At 72.9% G+C, this 20,276-nt stretch carries 15 protein-coding genes; 4 read left to right on the forward strand and 11 right to left on the reverse strand.

Features of this window, described 5'->3' with window-relative positions:
* Window positions 1-46 precede the first annotated feature (46 nt).
* The 3 genes from I6A60_RS07045 to I6A60_RS07055 are packed head-to-tail and all read right to left on the reverse strand — an operon-like array spanning window position 47 to window position 2,767.
* On the reverse strand, window positions 47-862 hold the full coding sequence (locus I6A60_RS07045; RefSeq protein WP_374113363.1) for an amino acid ABC transporter ATP-binding protein: 816 nt from the start codon (window positions 860-862) through the stop codon (window positions 47-49).
* A complete protein-coding gene (locus I6A60_RS07050; protein ID WP_203055577.1) occupies window positions 859-1,848 on the reverse strand; it encodes an amino acid ABC transporter permease in 990 nt (329 codons plus the stop codon). Before I6A60_RS07050 ends, I6A60_RS07045 begins: the two co-directional genes overlap by 4 nt.
* Window positions 1,832-2,767 (reverse strand): ABC transporter substrate-binding protein, encoded by a 936-nt coding sequence (locus tag I6A60_RS07055; protein WP_203016633.1) that lies wholly within the window; start codon window positions 2,765-2,767, stop codon window positions 1,832-1,834. Before I6A60_RS07055 ends, I6A60_RS07050 begins: the two co-directional genes overlap by 17 nt.
* Window positions 2,768-3,485: 718 nt before the next feature.
* Here I6A60_RS07055 and I6A60_RS07060 point away from each other — a divergent pair.
* On the forward strand, window positions 3,486-4,736 hold the full coding sequence (locus I6A60_RS07060; protein ID WP_203042286.1) for an NADP-dependent malic enzyme: 1,251 nt from the start codon (window positions 3,486-3,488) through the stop codon (window positions 4,734-4,736).
* Window positions 4,737-4,952: 216 nt separating this feature from the next.
* Here the strand turns inward: I6A60_RS07060 and I6A60_RS07065 are convergent, their stop codons facing one another.
* The gene (locus I6A60_RS07065) at window positions 4,953-5,258 is read right to left on the reverse strand and encodes a hypothetical protein (RefSeq protein ID WP_203016663.1); all 306 of its coding nucleotides are present in this window, start codon (window positions 5,256-5,258) and stop codon (window positions 4,953-4,955) included.
* A gap of 227 nt (window positions 5,259-5,485) precedes the next feature.
* Here I6A60_RS07065 and I6A60_RS07070 point away from each other — a divergent pair, with 227 nt between their 5' ends.
* Window positions 5,486-6,460: a zinc-binding dehydrogenase gene (locus tag I6A60_RS07070; RefSeq protein WP_203016634.1), complete on the forward strand. Its 975-nt coding sequence runs from the start codon at window positions 5,486-5,488 to the stop codon at window positions 6,458-6,460.
* Between the two features lie 30 nt (window positions 6,461-6,490).
* Here I6A60_RS07070 and I6A60_RS07075 read toward each other — a convergent pair whose 3' ends face one another.
* The 5 genes from I6A60_RS07075 to I6A60_RS07095 all read right to left on the reverse strand — a co-directional run bounded on the left by I6A60_RS07075 (window position 6,491) and on the right by I6A60_RS07095 (window position 11,980).
* Window positions 6,491-6,928: a PIN domain-containing protein gene (locus I6A60_RS07075; RefSeq protein ID WP_203016641.1), complete on the reverse strand. Its 438-nt coding sequence runs from the start codon at window positions 6,926-6,928 to the stop codon at window positions 6,491-6,493.
* Window positions 6,913-7,131, reverse strand: coding sequence for a hypothetical protein (locus I6A60_RS07080; protein WP_203016643.1), 219 nt, complete (start codon window positions 7,129-7,131; stop codon window positions 6,913-6,915). The genes I6A60_RS07075 and I6A60_RS07080 overlap by 16 nt, the downstream gene beginning before the upstream one ends.
* A gap of 433 nt (window positions 7,132-7,564) precedes the next feature.
* Window positions 7,565-7,762 carry a hypothetical protein gene (locus tag I6A60_RS07085; protein ID WP_157734808.1) on the reverse strand — a complete coding sequence of 66 codons (198 nt, stop codon included), beginning with the start codon at window positions 7,760-7,762 and terminating at the stop codon, window positions 7,565-7,567.
* Window positions 7,763-7,815: 53 nt separating this feature from the next.
* A complete protein-coding gene (locus tag I6A60_RS07090; RefSeq protein ID WP_013422020.1) occupies window positions 7,816-7,995 on the reverse strand; it encodes a DUF6104 family protein in 180 nt (59 codons plus the stop codon).
* Between the two features lie 226 nt (window positions 7,996-8,221).
* On the reverse strand, window positions 8,222-11,980 hold the full coding sequence (locus I6A60_RS07095) for a multifunctional oxoglutarate decarboxylase/oxoglutarate dehydrogenase thiamine pyrophosphate-binding subunit/dihydrolipoyllysine-residue succinyltransferase subunit (protein ID WP_203016649.1): 3,759 nt from the start codon (window positions 11,978-11,980) through the stop codon (window positions 8,222-8,224).
* Window positions 11,981-12,457: 477 nt separating this feature from the next.
* Between I6A60_RS07095 and I6A60_RS07100 the strand changes: the two genes are divergently transcribed.
* Entirely contained in the window at window positions 12,458-14,674 is a 2,217-nt protein-coding gene (locus I6A60_RS07100; RefSeq protein WP_203055578.1) for a hydantoinase/oxoprolinase family protein, read from the forward strand.
* Window positions 14,675-14,923: 249 nt separating this feature from the next.
* Here the strand turns inward: I6A60_RS07100 and I6A60_RS07105 are convergent, their stop codons facing one another.
* Window positions 14,924-15,874, reverse strand: coding sequence for a thiamine-phosphate kinase (locus I6A60_RS07105; protein WP_203016653.1), 951 nt, complete (start codon window positions 15,872-15,874; stop codon window positions 14,924-14,926).
* Between the two features lie 815 nt (window positions 15,875-16,689).
* On the opposite strand from I6A60_RS07105, the gene I6A60_RS07110 reads away from it, so the two are divergent.
* Window positions 16,690-18,309, forward strand: coding sequence for an acetamidase/formamidase family protein (locus I6A60_RS07110; protein ID WP_203016655.1), 1,620 nt, complete (start codon window positions 16,690-16,692; stop codon window positions 18,307-18,309).
* Window positions 18,310-18,383: 74 nt separating this feature from the next.
* Here the strand turns inward: I6A60_RS07110 and I6A60_RS07115 are convergent.
* A partial coding sequence (locus tag I6A60_RS07115; protein WP_238434919.1) for an AAA domain-containing protein occupies window positions 18,384-20,276 on the reverse strand: 1,893 nt, incomplete at its 5' end.

The following is a 20,276-nucleotide window of genomic DNA, read 5'->3' on the forward strand; positions in this document are numbered from 1 at the left end:
GCCTCCCGGCGATCCGCTGGCGTCACTGGGGTCAGCGCACCGTGGCTCAGAGCACCTTGGACAGGAAGGACTTCGTCCTGTCGTGCCGGGGGTTGACGAGGACCTGGTCGGGCGGCCCGGTCTCGACCACGACGCCGCCGTCCATGAACACGACGGTGTCGGCCGCCTCGCGCGCGAAGCCCATCTCGTGGGTGACGACGACCATCGTCATGCCCTCCGTGGCGAGCTGCCGCATGATCGCGAGCACCTCGCCGACGAGCTCCGGGTCCAGCGCGGACGTGGGCTCGTCGAACAGCATCAGCTTGGGCCGCATCGCGAGCGCCCGGGCGATCGCCACCCGCTGCTGCTGGCCGCCGGACAGCTGGGACGGGTAGGCCTCACAACGGTGGCCCAGGCCGACCCGGTCCAGCAGGCCGCGGGCGCGTTCCTCGACCTCCGAGCGCTTCTCACGGCGGACCCGCAGCGGCGCCTCCATGATGTTCTCAAGCGCCGTCTTGTGGGCGAACAGGTTGAACCGCTGGAAGACCATGCCGATCTCGGCCCGCCGCTTCGAGACCTCGCGCTCGCGCAGCTCGTGCAGCTTCCCGCCGTGCTCCCGGTAGCCGACCAGGTCGCCGTCGATCCACAGCCGGCCGGCGTCGATCTTCTCCAGGTGGTTCATGCAGCGCAGCACGGTGGTCTTGCCGGAGCCGGACGGCCCGATCAGGCAGAGCACCTCGCCGGGATCGACCCGCAGACTCACCCCGCGCAGCACGTGGTTGCGCCCGAACGACCGGTGGACGTCCTCGGCGAGCACCATCGGGGTGATCTCGGCTGTCTTGCTCCCGGCCGTCGTGGTCCCGGCGGTTGTCTGGTCGGTCATGCGATCCCCCCGCTCCCGTCGCGACTGCCGTACGTCGCGCTGACAAGGGCCGCCTGGCGCCGCGTTGCCGGGTCGTAGCGGCGTTCCAGGAAGTACTGGCCGACGCTGAGCACCGAGGTCAACGCCAGGTACCAGATGGCGGCCACGATCAGCAGCGGGATCGTCTGGTAGTTGCGCGCATAGATCAGCTGGACCGAGTAGGTCAGCTCGATGACCGCGATGACGCTGACCAGCGAGCTGGTCTTGAGCATGGAGATCGTCTCGTTGCCGGTCGGCGGAATGATGACCTTCATCGCCTGCGGCAGCACGATCCGGCGCATGGTGAGGCCGCGGCCCATCCCGAGCGCCTGCGCGGCCTCGATCTGTCCCTCATCGACCGCCGAGATGCCGGCGCGCACGACCTCGGCCATGTAGGCGGCCTCGTTCAGCCCGAGGCCGAGGATGCCGGCGACGATCAGCGGTATCAGCTTGTTCGAGTCGGCCGAGGCGAACTCGGGCCCGAACGGGATCCCCACCGCGATTCGTGGGTAGAGCGCGCCGATCGTCCCCCAGAAGATCAGCTGAAGGAGCACCGGGGTGCCGCGGAAGAACCACGTGTACACCCACGAGACGCCGCTCAGCAGCGGGTTCGGCGACTGGCGCATGATCGCGAGCAGGACGCCTCCGACGACGCCGATGAGCATCGCGAAGAAGGTCAGGTAGACGGTCGCCCACAGGCCGCGCAGCACCGGCTCGGTGAACAGGTACTTCCAGACGATGTCCCATCGGAACCGGTGGTTGGTGACCAGGCCGTGGACGCCCATGGCGACCAGCAGCAGGACGACGGCCGCCGTGACCCAGCGACCCGGGTAGCGGACGGGGACCGCCTTGATAGCGGTGGCTGGCGTCGTCGGCGGGGCGCCGTCCGCGGGCGCGGCGGCTGCCGCCGCGTCGGGGACCGGGGTCCCCGACGCGGCGCCCGTCACGTTGTCAGCTGGTAGCGCCATTGATCTGCGGGCTGGTGATGGCCCCGTCCTCGACGCCCCACTTGGTGAGGATCTGCTTGTAGGTGCCGTCGGCGATGAGCGACTTCAGCGCCGTCAGCAGCGGCTGGGCCAGGCCCGAGTTCTTCGGGACCGCGATGCCGTAGGGCGCGGTGCCGTATGGGGTGCCGACCAGCTTCAGCTTGCCGTCGGAGAGCTTCACCTGGTAGTCGGCGACCGGGGAGTCGGCCATCGAGACCTGCGCGCGGCCGGAGGTCAGCGCGAGGTTGGCGCCGTTCTGGTCCGGGAACTGGCTGACGGTCACGCCCGGCTTGCCGGCGGTCTTGCAGGTGCCGTCCTGCGCGGTGGCGTCGTCGGCCTGGGTGGTGCCCTTCTCGACGGCGACCGTCAGGCCGCACAGGTCGTCGAGGGTCTTCACGGCCGCCGGCTTGTCGGCGCTGGTGAAGAACGAGGTGCCGGCCGAGAAGTAGGTGACGAAGTCGACCTTGGCCTCGCGCTCCTTGGTGTCGGTGAACGACGAGATGCCGATGTTGTACTTGCCGGCGTCGAGGGCCGGGATGATGTCGTCGAAGCCGACGTTCTTGACGTCGACCTTGGTGCCGAGCGCGGTACCGAGCGCCTTGATCAGGTCCGCGTCCATGCCGACGACGGTCTTGCCGTCGGTGTCGAAGAACTCGTTCGGCGCGTATGAGGCGTCCGCGGCGGCGGTGAGCGTCTTGCCGGCGAGCGCGGCCGGCAGCGTGGCCACGGCCGAGACGGCCGCACTCGGCGTGCTGGCGGCCGAGGAGCCCCCGCTGCTGCCGCCACAGGCGGCCAGCGCGGCCGCCAGGCTCACCACAGCGGTCGCGGCGAGCGTCCTGCGCACGGCGCGACGGCCGACGGCCAGGCCGCCGTCCAGGCTCCGGTGTTCTCGACTGCGCATGCCGATCCTCTCCAGATTTCAACCGATACCCGACGGACGGCCCCGCCGCGCCGGTCCAGACGGGCCGTCCGTGGCGGGGCGGCTCGCGGACCGTGAGGTCCCCGGCTGCCGGCCGGGTCGTTCGGCTGGCTCGGTTGGCGCTCGGCTCGCGCCCTCCCCGTCCAGGCGTGCGGACCGCGCTCGCGCGGTCCTGCCAGGCCGTTTCTGGGTCGGGCAGGCGACAACGGCGGCGCACGTCCTGGGCAATCACCCAAGCCTGGTGGCGTGTCAGTAGTGCTACAGGGATGCTTCGTTCACGTTTCAAGACATTTCTCTTGCATGTCGTTGAGGTAAGCGTCCGCTGCGATCGGGCGATCGAAGCTGCCGGGCCGGTCGCCAAGGAAGGCCCACGACGTGCAATATTTGAACGGTGCCCCGGGCGACCCCCGGTTCCACCCCCGCCTCCTCACGCCGGAGGCGGCGGCTCCCGCTGCTCGCCGACCATCGGTCGGCTCCCCGGAAGCCGCGATGTCCGTCCGGAGGGATGCCGCCGGAACCCCGGAGTCGGGCCCAGCCCGACCACGCTGGGCGACCCCCGGAATGACCGCACGAGCATCCGCCTTGACAGCCGATGGGCGAGCTCAGCACTTCCTGGACCTCCACCAGCAGTAGCCCCGACGCCGCGCCGAGCACGAGAACCACGCCAGGCGACAGGGCGCCCGTAAACAGGAGCACTTCCGTGACAGCGACCGCAGACCACCAGACTCTCGACCAGATCTCCTCGTCCGTCGCCGGCAGCCCCGCGACCGGCGGCCCCGCCGTCAGCCCTCGGGTGTCCGACGACGACCCGGTCTTCACGCTGCACCGCGGCGGCAAGATCGCTCTTGAGGTGACCTCCCCGCTGGAGAATGCCGACGACCTCTCGATGGCCTACACCCCCGGAGTCGCCCGGGTGTGCCTGGCGATCGAGGAGACGCCGGCGCTGGCGGAGGACTACACCTGGCGCGGCAACGTGGTCGCCGTCGTCACGGACGGGACCGCCGTGCTCGGGCTCGGCGACATCGGCCCGGCAGCCTCCCTGCCCGTCATGGAGGGCAAGGCCGCGCTGTTCAAGCACTTCGCCGGTGTCGACTCGGTGCCGATCGCCCTGAGCACCAAGGACGTCGACGAGATCGTCAACACGGTCGTCGCGATCGCCCCGAGCTTCGGCGGGATCAACCTGGAGGACATCTCCGCGCCGCGCTGCTTCGAGGTCGAGCGCCGCCTGCAGGAGCTCCTGGACATCCCGGTCTTCCACGACGACCAGCACGGCACCGCGATCGTCGCGCTCGCCGCGCTGGAGAACGCGGCCCGGCTGACCGGACGGCGCCTCGAGGACCTGCGCGCCGTCGTCTCCGGCGCGGGCGCCTCCGGCATCGCCGTGACGAAGATCATTCTCGCGGCCGGCATCGGCGACATCGCCGTCGGCGACCGCAAAGGCATGATCCACTCTGGCCGGACCGACCTGACCCCGGTCAAGGCCGAGATCGCCGCCCTGACCAACAAGGCGGGGCTGGCCGGCTCGATCGAGGCGGCGCTCGCCGGGGCGGACGTCTTCATCGGGCTGTCCTCGGGCACGGTGTCCGAGGAGGCGGTCGCGACCATGGCGCCGAACTCGATCATCTTCGCGATGGCCAACCCCGACCCGGAGGTCCACCCCGAGGTGGCCCACCGGTACGCGGCCGTCGTCGCCACCGGGCGCAGCGACTTCCCGAACCAGATCAACAACGTGCTCGCCTTCCCCGGCGTCTTCCGCGGGGCACTCGACGTGCGGGCGAGCCGGGTGACCGAGGGCATGAAGCTCGCGGCGGCCCGGGCGCTGGCCGACGTGATCGCGGACGAGCTCGCGCCGGACCACATCATCCCGAGCCCGTTCGACCGCCGGGTCGCCCCGGCCGTCGCGGCCGCGGTCGCCGCCGCCGCGAAGGCCGACGGAGTCGCCCGCCGGTAGGGCGGAGCGGCCAGAACGGGCGCGGAGCGCCCGCTGGCGGCTCCGCCGGCTCGGCGCTTCGCGCCTCCCCAGCGTGATTCGGGGATCTGCGAAGTGCCGGGGTGGACGCTGGTCCAGGGTCGGGACCTTGGCCGGGTTCGGCTAGGCGATGTGAGTGACGCGCGATGCCCGGCTCCCTCAGAGGGAGCCGGGCATCGGCGGTTTTTCGGGGGCGGCTCAGAGCCGGCCGCAGGCGCTGCAGGGGGCCTTCGCGGCTACGTCCTCGACCAGGCGCAGCGCGCCGCAGCCGGCGTAGGAGCAGGCGACGAAGTCGCCGTGCGGGACGACGAACACGGGCAGGCCGTCGTCGGAGAAGATCCGTGGCTCGGGCGTGGGCGCGTCGGCGGGTTCCCGGCGTCGCCAGCGGGGGCGGCGCGCGTGCCGGCCAGCAGGCACCGGGGGTGCCGTCGCGGGGCCGGTCGCGGGCGGTACCGCCCTGGCGGCGGACAGTCCGGTCGGGGGCGACGTCGGTTCAGGAGCCACCACGGTCAAGAGTCCAGCACATCCGGCGCCGGGCCGCGACCGGCGCCCCCCGGGAAGCCACGGGGCGCAGTGGCCGTACCGTGGGCGCGCCGCGGGGCCGTCCGCCTCGGACTGTGGTCCAGGCCGGCCCGAGACCTCCCGACTCCTGGCATCCGGCCGGAGGTGGCGCGTCTGGGCCGCGAGCGCTGAGGTGGCGCCGGTAGGGCGTCGGCCATAGGGTTTTGTCCGTGCTTGCCGCCGCCGTAGTGTCCATCAACCCCGACGACCCGCTGGCCGGCCTGGCCGTGGGGGAGCAGCCGGAACCGGCCGCCCGGGAGGACTGGACGACGGTCTCGGTCCGGGCCGCGGCCCTCAACCACCATGACCTGTTCAGCCTGCGCGGGGTGGGCCTGCCGGCCGAGCGGCTGCCGATGATTCTCGGCTGCGACGCCGCGGGCGTCACCGCGGACGGGACCGAGGTCATCCTGCACGCCGTGATCGGCGACCCGGCCGCCGGCGGCGGCGACGAGACGCTGGACCCGAAGCGGTCCCTGCTCTCGGAGCTGCACCCCGGCACGCTCGCCGAGCAGGTCGCCGTCCCGAACCGCAACCTGGTGCCCAAGCCCGCGTCGCTGTCCTGGGAGGAGGCGGCCTGCCTGCCGACGGCCTGGCTGACCGCCTACCGGATGATCTTCACCAAGGCCGGCCTGCCCGCCGACGGCGGCGGCAAGGTGCTCATCCAGGGTGCCGGCGGCGGCGTGGCCACCGCCGCGATCCTGCTGGCCAAGGCGGCCGGTCACACCGTCTTCGTCACCTCCCGTGACGAGGCCAAGCGCAAGCGCGCTCTCGACCTCGGCGCCGACGCCGCCCTCGAGACCGGTGCCCGGGTGCCGGCCCGCGTCGACGCCGTCATCGAGACGGTCGGTGCCGCCACCTGGGGTCACTCGCTGAAGTCGCTGCGTCCCGGCGGCACGGTCGTCTGCTCGGGCGCGACCAGCGGCCCGAACCCGCCGGCCGACCTCACCCGGATCTTCTTCCTGCAGCTCAACGTGCTGGGCTCGACGATGGGCACCCGCGACGAGCTGGCCGCCCTGGTCGCGTTCCTCGACCGCACCGGCGTCCGCCCGCTGATCGACGACGTCCGCCCGCTCGCCGACGCCCGGACGTCCTTCGAGCGCATCTCCCAGGGCGAGCTCTACGGCAAGCTCGTCCTCACGGTCTGAGCACCGGCGGCCGGAGCAGGAACTCGGCTGTCAGACGGCTGCCACCCGGATGCGTGAGTCGTCGCCGGCAAGAGCGCTGATGTCGCCGGGGTCGCTGGTCATGATGACCACTGGGCTTGTACCGGCGACCCGCCTCGCTGTCGCGACAACCATGGCGTCGACGGTCGTGCCGCCATCGGCGAGCAGTACGCCCGCCTCCCGCGCGAGCGACTCGTCGAGCGGATGGACGTCGCCGACGGACTTCAGCACTCGGTTCACGGCCGCGTCCCGCCGCTGATCGCCGCGAATCAGCTCGGTGATCACCGGTGCGGGCACCCAGACCTGGGATTGTTCGCGCAGCGCGGCGGCGAGCATCGTCCGCGCTGTCTTGTCGAGTCGAGACAGAGCGATGACCGCTCCGGTGTCGAGGACGAAGGGAACCCCGAGCGGAGCGGCGGGTGGCCGTCGTCTCGTTACGGGCGGAACCACCGGCGCGCCTCCTCGACGTCCTCATCCGGCACCGGGCCGCCCTCGTCGTCGGCCGCAGCGAGGAACTCCGCGAGGCGGTCATGCTGGAGCCGCTGGCGCAGGGCCGCGTTGACGTAAGCGGAGAACTCTCTTGGTCCGACCCGCTCCCGAGCCTCTCGGACCAGGTCCGAGTCGAGCGTGAGCGACACCTTGGTCACGGCCACGCTCCAATCCTACTTCAAAGGCGATAGCGGGCGACCCTGATCGCTGCATCGGTCCCGACTTGGGGCCGTGATGGGTCGGAAACTGATGGGTACGACAGTATCGATACCGCGCAAACCGGTCAAGCGATCCCGGAGGCAGGCGCGTGCTGTCTGCCGTCTGCGGCCTTGCGGTCACGTCTCCAGTCGGACGAACTGGATGCTTATGATCTCCTGGCCCTCGTGCTGCGTAACGGTGTACCAAATTGTCACGCCGTCCGATGGCAGACGAAGTTCGTAGGAGCCCGGCAAAGGCTCATCATGGGGAAACGGGTCCGCGAGCGTCGGGACGGGCTCCTCCAACAGGTGGAAGACTGTCCGCTGAACTACCCGCCGGGATGGCTGCGGGAGAGCTTCGATGTCCTGCCATGATGATCCTGGAAAGCGTACGAGGCGATCACTCACTGATACCCCACGCTTCAGCTAGCTCATCGCGGGAGAAGGTGGGTGCATCGTCGCGTGGCCCGCGATCGGCCATGATCCGGGCCCTGGCAATGGATCGCCCAACTTCAAGCCGCAGCCGCCTCACTTCGGCTTTCAGAGATTCCAGCTCTGCTCGAGGGATGCTCACCATCTCGGATGCGTCGACGCTCATGTGCGGCTCCTCGGCTCGGCATCTACCAGTCTAGCCAGCTTGTAGATCATGAGTCAGAGGTCGGGGTCGTCGTCGGGGCGGGCGAGCCAGGTGGCGAGGGACTCGATCACGGACTCGTGCTCGGGGTGCAGGTCGACGAAGGTGCGCAGCGAGTCAGCGAGCCATTCGAGGGTGACGGTCTCCTCGCCGCGCCGGGCGGCCAGTTCCTCGATGCCCCGGTCAGTGAAGTACATCTGCGTCGCTCCCTGCCGGATCGCCGTCTGCGGGGGGTTGCCTTGATCGCCGTTTTGGCCCTCGCGTGGTCGCAAACGAGTCGCCGGAGCAACCACCAGAGGGCCAAAACGGCGATCAAGAAGCTGCGTAGATGGCTAGAAGGGTCTTCAGCGCTCGACTAGGGGGAGCGCCAGCGGGCGGCCGGGCCGGCCGGCCGGAGGCGGTTGACGCCCCCGGCCGATCGCCCTAAGCGGCGAAGGCGGCCTCGATGAGGGCCTTCTGCTCCTTCTCGTGGACCTTGGACGAGCCGGAGGCCGGGGCGGCGGACGCCTTGCGGGAGACGCGGCGCAGCCGCAGCCCGGCCGGGAGGTGCTCGGGTAGGTGCAGGGCGACGTGCGGGTAGGCCCCCTGGTTCGCCGGCTCCTCCTGGACCCAGACCACGTCGGTCGCGTTCGGGTAGCGGCGCAGCGCCTCGGCGACCTCGGCGCCCGGGGTCGGGTAGAGCTGCTCGACCCGCAGGAGCGCGAACTGGCCCTTGTCGTCCCGGTGGGCCCGCGCCTCGGCCAGGTCCCAGTGGACCTTGCCCGCGGACAGCAGCACCCGGCGCACAGCCGACGGGTCGGTGATGGTCGCGTCGTCGATGACGGGCTGCCAGCTGCCGGCCGTCAGCTCCTGCACGGAGGCCGCCGCGGCCTTCAGCCGCAGCATCGACTTCGGCGTGAAGACGACCAGCGGCCGGCGGACCGGCGACAGCGTGTGGCGGCGCAGCAGGTGGAAGTAGCTGGCCGGCGACGACGGCGCGGACACCGTCATGTTGTCGTCCGCGCACAGCAGCAGGAAGCGCTCCATCCGGGCGGAGGAGTGGTCCGGGCCCTGGCCCTCGTAGCCGTGCGGCAGCAGCAGCGTCAGCGCGTTGCGCTGGCCCCACTTGGCCTCGCCGGCCGAGAGGAACTCGTCGATGATCGACTGTGCGCCGTTGGCGAAGTCGCCGAACTGCGCCTCCCACAGGACCAGCATGTCCAGCCGGGCGACCGAGTAGCCGTACTCGAAGCCCATGGCCGCGTACTCGGACAGCAGCGAGTCGTAGGCGTAGAACGTGCCGACCTGGCCGCCGTCGGCCCGGCGCAGCGTGCGCAGCGGGGCGTGGTCCTCGCCGGTGTAGCGGTCGACGAGGACGGCGTGGCGCTGGCCGAAGGTGCCGCGCCGGCTGTCCTGGCCGGTCAGACGGACCGAGCGCCCGTCGAGCAGCAGGGAGCCGAACGCGATCGTCTCGGCGCAGGCCCAGTCGATCGAGCCGTTCTCGATCATCTGGGCTCGCCGCTCCAGCTGCGGGCGCAGCCGCGGGTGGACGGTGAAGTCGGCCGGCAGGTTCACCTGGGTGTCGATGACCTGCTTGACGACCTCCAGCGGCACCGCCGTGGAGACGGCGGCGGCAGCGGCCGCGTCCTCGGCGGTGATGACGATCCGCGGCTGCGGGGTGGGCTTGTCGCCGGTCGTGTCGCGGGTCTCGGCGAAGGCCTTCTCCAGCTCCAGGCGGTAGGTCTTCATCGCCTCCTCGGCCTGGTCGCGGGTGATGTCACCGCGGCCGATGAGGGCCTCCGTGTAGAGCTTGCGGACCGAGCGCTTCGCGGCGATCTCGTCGTACATGAGCGGCTGGGTGAACGACGGCTCGTCCATCTCGTTGTGGCCGCGGCGCCGGTAGCAGATCATGTCGATCACGACGTCCTTGTGGAACGCCTCGCGGTAGTCGAACGCCAGCGCCGCCACCCGGACGCAAGCCTCGGGGTCGTCGCCGTTGACGTGGAAGATCGGCGCCTGGACCATCCGGGCGACGTCGGTCGCGTACACCGACGAGCGGCTCTCGGTGGGCGACGTGGTGAAGCCGACCTGGTTGTTGATCACCAGGTGGACCGTGCCGCCAGTGCGGTAGCCGCGCAGCTGGGAGAGGTTCAGCGTCTCGGCGACCACGCCCTGGCCGGCGAACGCGGCGTCACCGTGGACGAGCACCGGCAGGACCGTGAAGCCCTCGATGCCCTTGTTCAGGATGTCCTGCTTGGCGCGCACGACGCCTTCCAGGACCGGGTCGACGGCCTCCAGATGCGAGGGGTTCGCGACCACCGAGACCGGGATCTGCTTGCCCTCCCGGCACTGGTAGTGGCCCTCGGCGCCCAGGTGGTACTTCACGTCGCCCGAGCCGTGCGCGGTCTGCGGGTCGAGGTGGCCCTCGAACTCGGCGAAGATCTGCCGGTAGGACTTGCCGACGATGTTCGCCAGCACGTTCAGCCGGCCGCGGTGCGCCATGCCGATGACGACCTCGTCCATGCCGGCGCCCGAGGCCCGCGAGAGCACCTCGTCGAGCAGCGGGATGGCCGACTCGGCACCCTCAAGCGAGAACCGGCGCTGGCCGACGTACTTGGTCTGCAGGAAGGACTCGAACGCCTCGGCGGCGCCCAGGCGCTCCAGCACGTGCAGCTGCTCGGCCGGGTCGGGCCGCTCGGCCGAGCGCTCCACCCGGGCCTGGATCCACTTGCGCTCGTCCGGCTCCTGGATGTGCATGTACTCGATGCCGACCCGGCGGCAGTACGAGTCGCGGACCACGCCCATGACGTCACGCAGGCTCATCGTGCGCTGGCCGGCGAACCCGGCGACCGGGAACTCCCGGTCCAGGTCCCACAGCGTCAGGCCGTGGCTGCGGATGTCCAGGTCGGGGTGGCTGCGGATGGTGAACTCGAGCGGGTTCGTGTCCGCCATCAGGTGGCCGCGGACGCGGAACGCGTGGATCAGCTCCTGTACCCGGGCCGAGTGGTCGAGGTCGCCCTCGTGGCTGGTCGGGATGTCGGTGATCCAGCGGACCGGCTCGTACGGGACCCGCAGCGAGCGGAAGATCTCGTCGTAGAACTCGTCCTCGCCCAGCAGCAGCTGGTGGATCCGGCGCAGGTACTCACCCGACTGGGCGCCCTGGATGATCCGGTGGTCGTAGGTGCTGGTCAGCGTGGTGACCTTGGAGATCGCCATCCGGGCCAGCGTCTCGGTGGAGGCGCCGGCGAACTCGGCCGGGTACTCCATCGCGCCGACGCCGATGATCGTGCCCTGGCCCTCCATGAGGCGCGGCACCGAGTGCACGGTGCCGATGCCGCCCGGGTTGGTCAGGCTGATCGTGACGCCGGAGAAGTCGTCCGTGGTGAGCTTGCCGGTCCGGGCGCGGCGCACGATGTCCTCGTAGGTGCCCCAGAACCCGGCGAAGTCCATCGTCTCGGCCTGCTTGAGCGCGGCGACGACGAGCTGGCGGCCCTTGGCCGTGACCAGGTCGATCGCCAGGCCCAGGTTGACGTGCTCCGGCTGGACCAGCGCCGGCTTGCCGCCGACGGTCGCGAACGAGTTGTTCATCTCCGGGAAGGCCTCGAGCGCCTTCACCATCGCGTACCCGATGAGGTGGGTGAAGGAGATCTTGCCGCCGCGCGAGCGGGCCAGGTGGCGGTTGATGACGATCCGGTTGTCGATCATCAGCTTGGCCGGGACGGCGCGCACCGAGGTCGCCGTCGGCACGTGCAGCGACGTCTCCATGTTGGTGACGACCCGGGCGGAGGCACCGCGCAGCGTGGTCGTCAGGGTCCCGGCGGCCGCGTCCGGCGCGGTGGGCGCCGCCGGCTTCGCCGCGGGCGCGGCCGGAGCGGCGGCGGCCGGGGCGACGGCGACGGGGGCCGGGGCCGGGGTGGCGGGAGGAGCCGGCGTGGCCGGAGCCGGAGCGGGCGCGGCGGCCACGGGCGGGGCGCTGGCCGCGGCCTCGGCGGGCGTCGGGGACACGGTTCCGACGGCCGCGCGGGCGCTTTCCGGGTCCGTGTGGTCGGTCGCCGTAGGCGCGCCCGGATGGTAATCGGACAGGAACTCACGCCATTCGGGTGACACACTCTCTGGATCCGCCAGGTACTGCTGGTAGATCTCGAAGACCAGCCACTCGTTGGTTCCGAAGTCGGGTCCTGACGCGGGTACCGTCGGTGCTGTCACGGGGCCAATCGCCTCTATCCACGGTCTGACTTCACTAGCTTTTGCAAGATCGAAATGGTGCCTTCGCGGGCCGAAAGGCGACCTTCGAAAGGCCCTTCGGTTCGCCGGTCCAGGCTACTCGCCGGGGTCGAACGCCCCCACGCGGCCCATTGCGGCATATCAGTATGCGGCCGGCGACCCGGCCCTCAACCCCGCCATTCGGGGCCTTCGCGGTGGCCGGACGTGGTCGCGCGACTCCCTTGTGGCATCCCGCGCCGGGCGCCCCGGCGCGCGGCGGCCCGCGCGCCTCCTCGCCGCGCCCTGTCGTCGCCGCTCGTGGCGACGCGGCTACCCGTGGCTGTCCGATGCCGTGCGGTGTGAGTTTCCCGGCATCGTCGCGGCGACGGCAACCGCGGCCGGCGCCGTGTCGTGTTGACAGACCCGCTGGTGGCCCGCCGGACCCGCGGACGAACGCGGCGGTATGCGACGCTGCCCGCCATGGCGGCGGACGGGCGGGCGACCACGGACGGGCAGGCCCCGGGCGGCTACCGGGTGGGCATCGACGTCGGCGGCACCTTCACCGACCTCGCGGCCGTCGGGCCGGACGGCCGGACGATGTACGCGAAGGTGCCTTCGGTCCCGGCGGATCCCTCGGTCGCGGTCCTCGCCGCGCTGTCCCTGGCCTTCGAGCAGAGCTCAGGGCTCACAGACCTTCCCGCGAGCCTGGCGGCGGGAGCACCGCCGGCCGGCTGGATCGAGCGGTTCGCGCACGGCACCACCGTCGCCACCAACGCGCTGCTCGAACGGGCCGGCGCGCGGACCGCGCTCGTCACCACGCACGGCTTCCGGGACGTCATCGAGATCGGCCGGCAGAACCGGCCGTCGCTCTACGACCTGACCAGGGACCGGCCGGCGAGCCTGGTCCCGCGCGAGCTGCGGTTCACCGTCCGAGAGCGGTGCGGGCCCGACGGGGTACTGGAGCCCCTCACCGCCGCCGAGATCGACCGGGTGGTCGAGCGGGTCGCGGGCGTCGAGGGCCTCGCGGCGGTGGCCGTCTGCCTGCTGTTCTCGTTCGCCTGGCCGGAGCACGAGCTGGCTGTCGCCGACGCCCTGCGGGCCCGGCTGCCGGGGGTGACCGTCGTCGCGTCCAGCGAGGTGCTGCCGGCGTTCCGCGAGTACGAACGGTTCGCGACGGCCACCGCCGACGCCTACCTCACCCCGAAGCTGTCGTCCTACCTGACCCGGCTGCGGGGCCGGCTCGCGGAGGCGGGGATCGGCGAGCCGCTGGTCATGCAGTCGTCGGGCGGGGTCGCGGCGCTCGCCGAGGCGGCCGCGCACGCCGCCACCTGCGTGCTGTCCGGGCCGGCCGGCGGCGTGGTCGGAGCGGCCTACGTGGCCGGGCTGTCCGGGGTCCGCGACCTGTTGACGTTCGACATGGGCGGCACCTCGACCGACGTCGCCCCGGTGCTCGACGGGCAGGCGCTGACCACCTCCGAGTCGGTCCTGGCCGGCGTCCCGATCATGCTTGCGACGGTGGACGTGCACTCCGTCAGCGCGGGCGGCGGGTCGATCGCCTGGGTCGACTCCGGGGGCGCCCTGCGGGTCGGGCCGGCCTCGGCGGGTGCGGACCCGGGACCCGCCTGCTATCAGCGCGGCGGGCGCGAGGCGACGGTCACCGACGCGGATCTCGTGCTCGGCTACCTCGGCGACGGCGCGAGCCTCGGGGGAGAGGTCACGCTGTCGACGGCCGCCGCGACCGCGGCGCTGGAGCGTCTCGGCGCCCGGCTGGGCCTGTCCGCGCTGACCGCGGCGGCCGGGGTGGTCGCCGTCGCGGACGCGGAGATGACCCGGGCGCTGCGGGTCGTCTCCGTCGAGCGAGGGCTCGACCCACGCGCGCTCGCGCTCGTCGCCTTCGGGGGTGCCGGCGGAACCCATGCCTGCGCGCTGGCCGAGGCGCTCGGGATGACGACCGTGCTGGTGCCGCGGGCCGCCGGGGTGCTCTCGGCCCTGGGCCTCGCCCTCGGCGACGTGCGTCGCGACCACGCCGCGCCGCTGCGCGGCCGCCTCGGGGAGGTCGACCTGGCCGGCGCGTTCGACCGGCTCACCGCGGCGGCGCTCCAGGCCTCCGGGGGCGCAGACCAGGCAGCGCGGGCGCATCAACGCGACGGGAGTCCCCGGACCGGGGTGCCGCGTGAGCCCGGCGACGAGCTGCGGCTGGACCGTCGGGTGGACTGCCGCTACGTCGGGCAGGCGCACGAGCTGACGGTCTCCGCCGGCCCGATTCCGGCCGAGGTCGGCGGCGACCCCGAGCCGGCCGGCGCCGAGCCGGCCGACGCCGCTAACCGGGTGTTGGCGGCGGCCGTGCGGACCGCGTTCGAGGCGGAGCACTCTCGCCGGTACGGGCACCTGGCGCCCGAGCGCGACGTCGAGGTCGTCGCCGTCCGGCTGGTGGCGACCCTGCCCGGGGTGCGACCGGCGCTGGCCGCCGAGCCAGCCGACCCTGCCGCCCTCCGGTCCCGGCGGAGGGTCTGGCTCGACGGCGCGTGGCACGAGGTCGACGTCGTCGCCCGGGCCGCGCTCGGCGCCGGCGCCGAGCTGCCCGGTCCGGCCGTCGTCGAGTTCGCCGAGGCGACCACGCTCGTCCGCCCCGGCTGGACGGCACGGGTCGACCCCGTCGGCACGCTGGTCCTCATGCACGACCGTGACGATGTGTGATCGGATTCGGCAGAAAGAGGACTTTCGCCCCGTCGGCCGTCGCCGGGAACAGTGCGCCTGCCTGCGCCGTTACGATGGGCAAGCCGGTCCGCATCATGGCCCCCGGACCTAATATCTGTCGCTACGAGCGACCTTGCCCCGTGAGGCGACCTGGCGGGCCGGTGTTAAACGATCGAGGATCGCGTCCCCTCCGCGAGGGGGCGCGATCCTTGTTTTCCAGGCTGTCTTGTTTTCCGGGCCGTCAGGCGATCAGGGCTGGCGGTAGTGGTCCCAGCCCTGGGCGCCCTCGAACGAGGCGCCGTCCACCAGGACGCCGGAGCCCTCGGTGACCCGGCCGACGAGACGAGCGCCGGGTGGCAGCGCGGTGTCCGGCGGGAGGCAGGCGACGAAGGCGTTGTCGTCACCGCCGGTCAGGACCCACCGCACCGGGTCCGCGTCGAGCGCCGCCGCGGCGGTGCGCAGCGGTTCCGCGACCTCGAAGGCCGCGGCCCGCAGCTCCACGCGAACCCCCGAGGCGGACGCGAGGTGGCCGACGTCGGCCAGCAGCCCGTCGCTGACGTCGCACATCGCCGTCGCGCCGGCCGCGGCCAACGCCAGCCCCGCCGCGTAGGGCGGCTGGGGGCGCCGGTGCGCGTCCAACAGCTCCGCCGGACCGTCCGCGCCCGAGTCGAGCAGTTCCAGGCCCGCCTGGGCCCAGCCGAGCCGGCCCGCCACGACGACCTGGTCCCCGGGGCGCGCGCCCGAGCGGCGCACGGCGGTCGCGCCGCGCAGATCGCCCAGCGCGGTGATCGCCAGCAGCACCCGGTCGGCCGAGCTCACGTCCCCGCCGGCGACGAACGCCCCGACCTCGGCGCACTCGTCACGTAGCCCGTCGGCGAGCCGTAGTGCCCAGGAGACCGGCAGGTCGCCGGGGGCGGCCAGGCCGACGAGCAGGCCGGTCGGCCGGGCGCCCATGGCCACCACGTCGCTGAGGTTCTGCGCCGCCGCCTTGCGGCCGACGTCGTAGCCGGACGAGTAGTCGCGGCGGAAGTGCCGGCCCTCCAACAGCAGGTCGGTGGTGGCCACGACCCGGCCGTCCGGGGCCGCGAGCAGGGCCGCGTCGTCGCCGGGACCGATCAGCAGCCCGACATGCGGCGGGAACCTGGCGGTGATCGCTCTGATCAGGCCAAACTCGCCAAGGTCGGCAAGTACACCGGTCATCGGATGACAGTCATCGGGTGACGGCGGCGAAGCCGGGCGGGCGCACGTCGGAACTCTAACGTCGCGGGTGACCCGCGCGCCGGGTCCCGGCCGGGCGACCGCGGGTGGCCGGCGGCCCGCGGAATGGACGGCCCGCGGCGCGCGGTCGCGCTGGGCGCGGAATGGGAGTGGGCGGTTTGGCCGGAATTGCCCGGTGATCCCGCCGGGACCAGCTGTGCGCGGTGAATGACCGCGTGATGGCGCGGGGTTGGTCCCGCGGGGATTCAGGTGCGCCTTTCAAGAATTCCTGTGGGCGCCGCTCAGCGCGCTGGGGAAATCTCGCGGCGCGGCACCGAAATCGCGGGCCGAAATGTCCTCGGCCGCGCTCGGCGTGATGCCGGACGCGTGCTGACTGTTCCGTTTCGTGAGGGTCGTCGCGGTTCCGCGGTCCGATGCCTGAGTGGACGGGACCGCCGACGGGCGGCGCACTCCGGCGCGTAGTGCCCCCGAGTGGGAGCGACTGCCGCTTCTCGGCACAAGTGCTCATCCACAGTCAACTGTTCCGTTCCAGCGGCAGGTTCGACGTTCATCCGCCTGGACTTCCGGGAATGCCGGCGATAGCAACATCGCCGACATCTCACCGTCATATGGCGCTGGGACTCTGACGCCCGTGCCGCTCGACTTCCTCTGCCGCCCGTATCCCTCGGCGGCGTCGGTCGTGGACGCCTCGAGGCCCAGCCCGTGCCGCCGGAGCCGGCCGGCCCGCCCGTGGGTGGTTCCGCCCGCCGCGCCGGTGGCCGGTCGGCGGCCCGGGCGCAGGCGACGGTAGGGCGCCCGTGGCACTGCAGCCAGGGAAGGGGAAGGTCGACGGCAAGCACTACCTGCCTTCGACCCCTGAGACGGTGCGGTGGGGGGAACTGCCCACCGCCCGCACCCGCCCGGTCCTCACCGTCGACAGCGGGTCGACCGTCACCATCGACACGGTCAGCCAGGAGGGGATCCTGGAGGACCAGGGCCGTGACCCCGACGCGTTCTTCGGCCGCCACGGCGTCACCTCCTCCGAGGTGCTCGACGACGCGCGGGCCATCGCCTCGTCCGGCATCCCGCACCGCTTCGGGGTCGACGGCCCGCACGTCGTGACCGGTCCGGTGCACGTGCGCGGCGCCGAGCCGGGCGATGTGCTGCGCGTCGAGATCCTTTCGCTGCTGCCGCGGGCCCGGTACGGGATGATCTCCAACCGGCACGGCCAGGGCCTGCTCGCCGGCGAGTTCCCCGAGGGCCCGACGCCGGACCAGGACGCCGACGCGCGGCACTGGCAGGGGTTCCGCACGGTCGGCAACTTCTGCGCGGTCGAGCGCCGCCGAGGCAAGCTGTTCGGCGTGCTCGACGCGGTGGCCGGCGGCGCCCGGGTCCGCTTCCCACTCAACCCGTTCATCGGGATCATGGCGGTCGCCGTCGACCTCGGCGGGGAGCCGGGCGGGGACGTCGGGGCCGACCAGGAGGCCGGCACCGCGACGGTCCCGTCCACGTCGGTGGGCCTGCACGGCGGTGCCCTGGACTGCCGCGACCTCGGCATGGGCGCCCGCCTCTACCTGCCGGTGCAGGTGCCGGGCGCCCTGTTCGCGGTCGGCGACCCGCACTACGCGGCCGGCGACGGCAAGATCGGGCTGACCGCGTTGGAGGGCCCGCTGCGGGCCACCGTCCGGCTCTCCTCGCTGCGGGAGCCGGCGGCCAGGGCGGCGCTCGGGTCGTTGCGGGAGCCGTTCGTCGAGACGGAGGCTTCCTGGCTGACGCTGGGCCTTGACGTCGATGCCACCGAGGCCATCCGGCGGGCGGCCCGCTCGGCGGTGCTGTTCCTGTCCAGCCGGCTCAGCCTGGACCGGGCCTCGGCACTGGCCTACCTGTCGGCCGCGGCGGACTTCGGGATCAGCCAGCTCGTCAACGGCGTGCAGACCGCCTACTGCCGAATCCGGCGATCGGACTTCACCGAACCGCCGCCGCCCCGGCCGCGCCTGCCGCGCGCCGCGCTCGGCCGGCTGGTCGGCACCGGCGAGGACGTCGCCGGGTATGACGGTGCTGGTTATGATCTTCTTGACGGTCTTGGTCCGGACGGCGCCGGGATCGAGGGCGACGCGGACGACGAGATGCCGGACCGCGCGGCGCGCACCCAGGAGGACGGCGACGCCCCTCGCGAGGATGACCGCGTCGGCCTCCCGCGGGCGGCCGTCCGCCGGAAGAAGAGCAACGGTCCGGCGCCGCTAGCCACCGGCGCCGACGAGCGGGCCGAGCCGGCCGAGCCGGAGCCGCACCCGGCCGGCCCGGACGGCGGACCGGCCGCTCCCGCGCCACGGGTCGCCGACGAGGTTCCCGGCCCGCTGCCTCGGCAGGTCACCTCCGGGGCGTCCCGCCGGCCACTGCGCCGCACCGAGACGCCGACCCCGCCGGCGACGGGCTGACTCGGGCCGGCTGACCGGCAGGCAGGTCAGGTCCCCGTCGGCCGGGCAGTCGGGCCGGGCGGTCGCCGGGGCGGCTAGCCGAGGTCGTCGTCGAGCCCGTCCTGGTCGGACAGCGCCATGGGCCGCCAACCGGCCGTGGGCGGGGCGATGACCGGGCTGGAGCCGACGGCCGGCACGCCGGCCTCCCGGGCCGGCGCGGACCCGTCCACCGGGGTGATGCCGGCGGCCGCGAGGCGGGGCCACAGGCTGGCCAGGGCCGCGGCCGGGTCGGACTCGAAGTCGGACTGGCGGACCCGCCAGAACGGCCAGCCGGCCCGGCGCAGCTGGCGCTCCCTGGCGAAGTCGTGCGCGACCTGGGCCGTGGTCTCGACCGCGTCGCCGTCGCACTCGACCGCCAGCCGGGCTCGGCCGCCAGCGACCACCAGGTCGATCCGCCGGCCGTTCACCTCCACCTGAGGGGTCACCTGGTAGCCGGCGCTCGTGAGCTCGCGGAACACCCGCTGCTCGAACAGCGAGTCGAACCGGGGGTGCGGGATGTCCGGGGCGACCTCGTCGAGGCGCGGCGGCTCCTCGGCCGTCCGCTCGTCGACCTGGCTGTGCGCCAGCACGAAGGACAGGTAGCTGTGCCGCAGGTCGCCGGGATCGAGGTCCTCGAGCCCGGCGGAGTGGAAGAGCCAGACCTGGTCGCGGGCGCGCGAGGCGGCGACGTTGAACCGCCGCTGGTACTCCTGGCGGGTCAGCGCGATGGCCGGCGCGCCCGGCGCGACGACCATCGACAGGAACACAACGTCCCGCTCGTCGCCCTGGAAATCCGGTGGGGTTCCGACCCGTAGCCTGCGGCGCAGCTGTTCGGCGGCCGGCAGCCGCGCTCCCAACAGCGCGCGGATCAGCTCGGCCTGGCCGGTGCCCTGCAGGACCACGACCCCGAACGAGGCGCCGTCATAGCGCGGGTCGGCCGCGCACTCCAGCACATGGGCGACCAGCGCCTCGGCCTCCGCCGGGTTGCGCAGCCCGGCGCCCTCCCCCGTCGTGTAGCCGTGCGGGACGTGCCGGGACCGCAGCGGAGGCAGCCGCTCGGCGCCGAACTGGCGCAGCGGCACCAGCGGTGCGTCCCGGTAGAACATGGCCGACGACCACTCGATGATCTCCGGCATGCAGCGGAAGTGCTCGCGCAGCCGGATGACCTCGCCGAACCGGGTTCGCAGCAGGCTGAACAGGCTGGAGCGCGGGGTGAACGAGACCCGCAGCCAGGCGGGCAGGTCGGGCAGCAGCGCGTCCAGCCGCCGGAAGATCGGGTCCAGCTCGTCGGCGTCGTCGGACGCCCAGCCGGCCGGCGCGCCGGCATGGTCGAGACCGCCACCGCCGACCTCCGCGACGGTGGCCCCACGGCCGAGGGTGACCGGCGGGGTGCACTGCCGGTCGTCGCCGACGATGATCACCCGAGGGGCGAGCCACAGCAGGAACAGGCTGTCCAGACCGGCCTGGCTGCCCTCGTCGACGATCACGACGTCGAAGCTGTCGCGGACGGCGGGGATGGTGGACAGCACAGCGCCGATCGGCATGACCCAGGCGGGGACGGCCGTCTGGGCGATCGCCATGGCCTCCCGCGCGGCCTGGCGGTAGCGCTCGGCGTGCCGCCCGGACCGGCCGCCGGCCCCGACGGCGTCGGCGTAGGCGCGCAGCGCGGCCGACTCGCGGGTACCCATGCGTTCCAGGCAGTGCCGCCAGGCCTTGGCTCCGGCGAGCTGGGCCGTCGCCGCGGCCACGGCGTCCTCGGCCGCGTCGAGCTGGGCGTCGAGGTCGGGGGGGTCACCGGCCCTGCCTGGCCCGGCGGCGTCCGCGTCGGCGAGCCAGCCGGCGGCCAGGCCCCACGACCACGCCGCCTCGAAACGGGCGAGCCGGCGCGGCCACGTGGCGTCGCCCGCGGGCGTCGAGTCGTCGGGCTGGGCCGCCGCGGCGACCAGCAG

The sequence above is a fragment of the Frankia sp. AgB1.9 genome (assembly GCF_016786355.1).
Lineage (GTDB): Bacteria > Actinomycetota > Actinomycetes > Frankiales > Frankiaceae > Pseudofrankia.

Bases quoted from the DNA above. Each gene is read 5' to 3' on its own strand.
- I6A60_RS07045 (WP_374113363.1), bottom strand. From the start codon at position 862: ATGACCGACCAGACAACCGCCGGGACCACGACGGCCGGGAGCAAGACA.
- I6A60_RS07050 (WP_203055577.1), bottom strand. From the start codon at position 1,848: ATGGCGCTACCAGCTGACAACGTGACGGGCGCCGCGTCGGGGACCCCG.
- I6A60_RS07055 (WP_203016633.1), bottom strand. From the start codon at position 2,767: ATGCGCAGTCGAGAACACCGGAGCCTGGACGGCGGCCTGGCCGTCGGC.
- I6A60_RS07085 (WP_157734808.1), bottom strand. From the start codon at position 7,762: ATGAGCGTCGACGCATCCGAGATGGTGAGCATCCCTCGAGCAGAGCTG.
- I6A60_RS07090 (WP_013422020.1), bottom strand. From the start codon at position 7,995: ATGTACTTCACTGACCGGGGCATCGAGGAACTGGCCGCCCGGCGCGGC.
- I6A60_RS07100 (WP_203055578.1), top strand. From the start codon at position 12,458: ATGGCGGCGGACGGGCGGGCGACCACGGACGGGCAGGCCCCGGGCGGC.
- I6A60_RS07105 (WP_203016653.1), bottom strand. From the start codon at position 15,874: ATGACCGGTGTACTTGCCGACCTTGGCGAGTTTGGCCTGATCAGAGCG.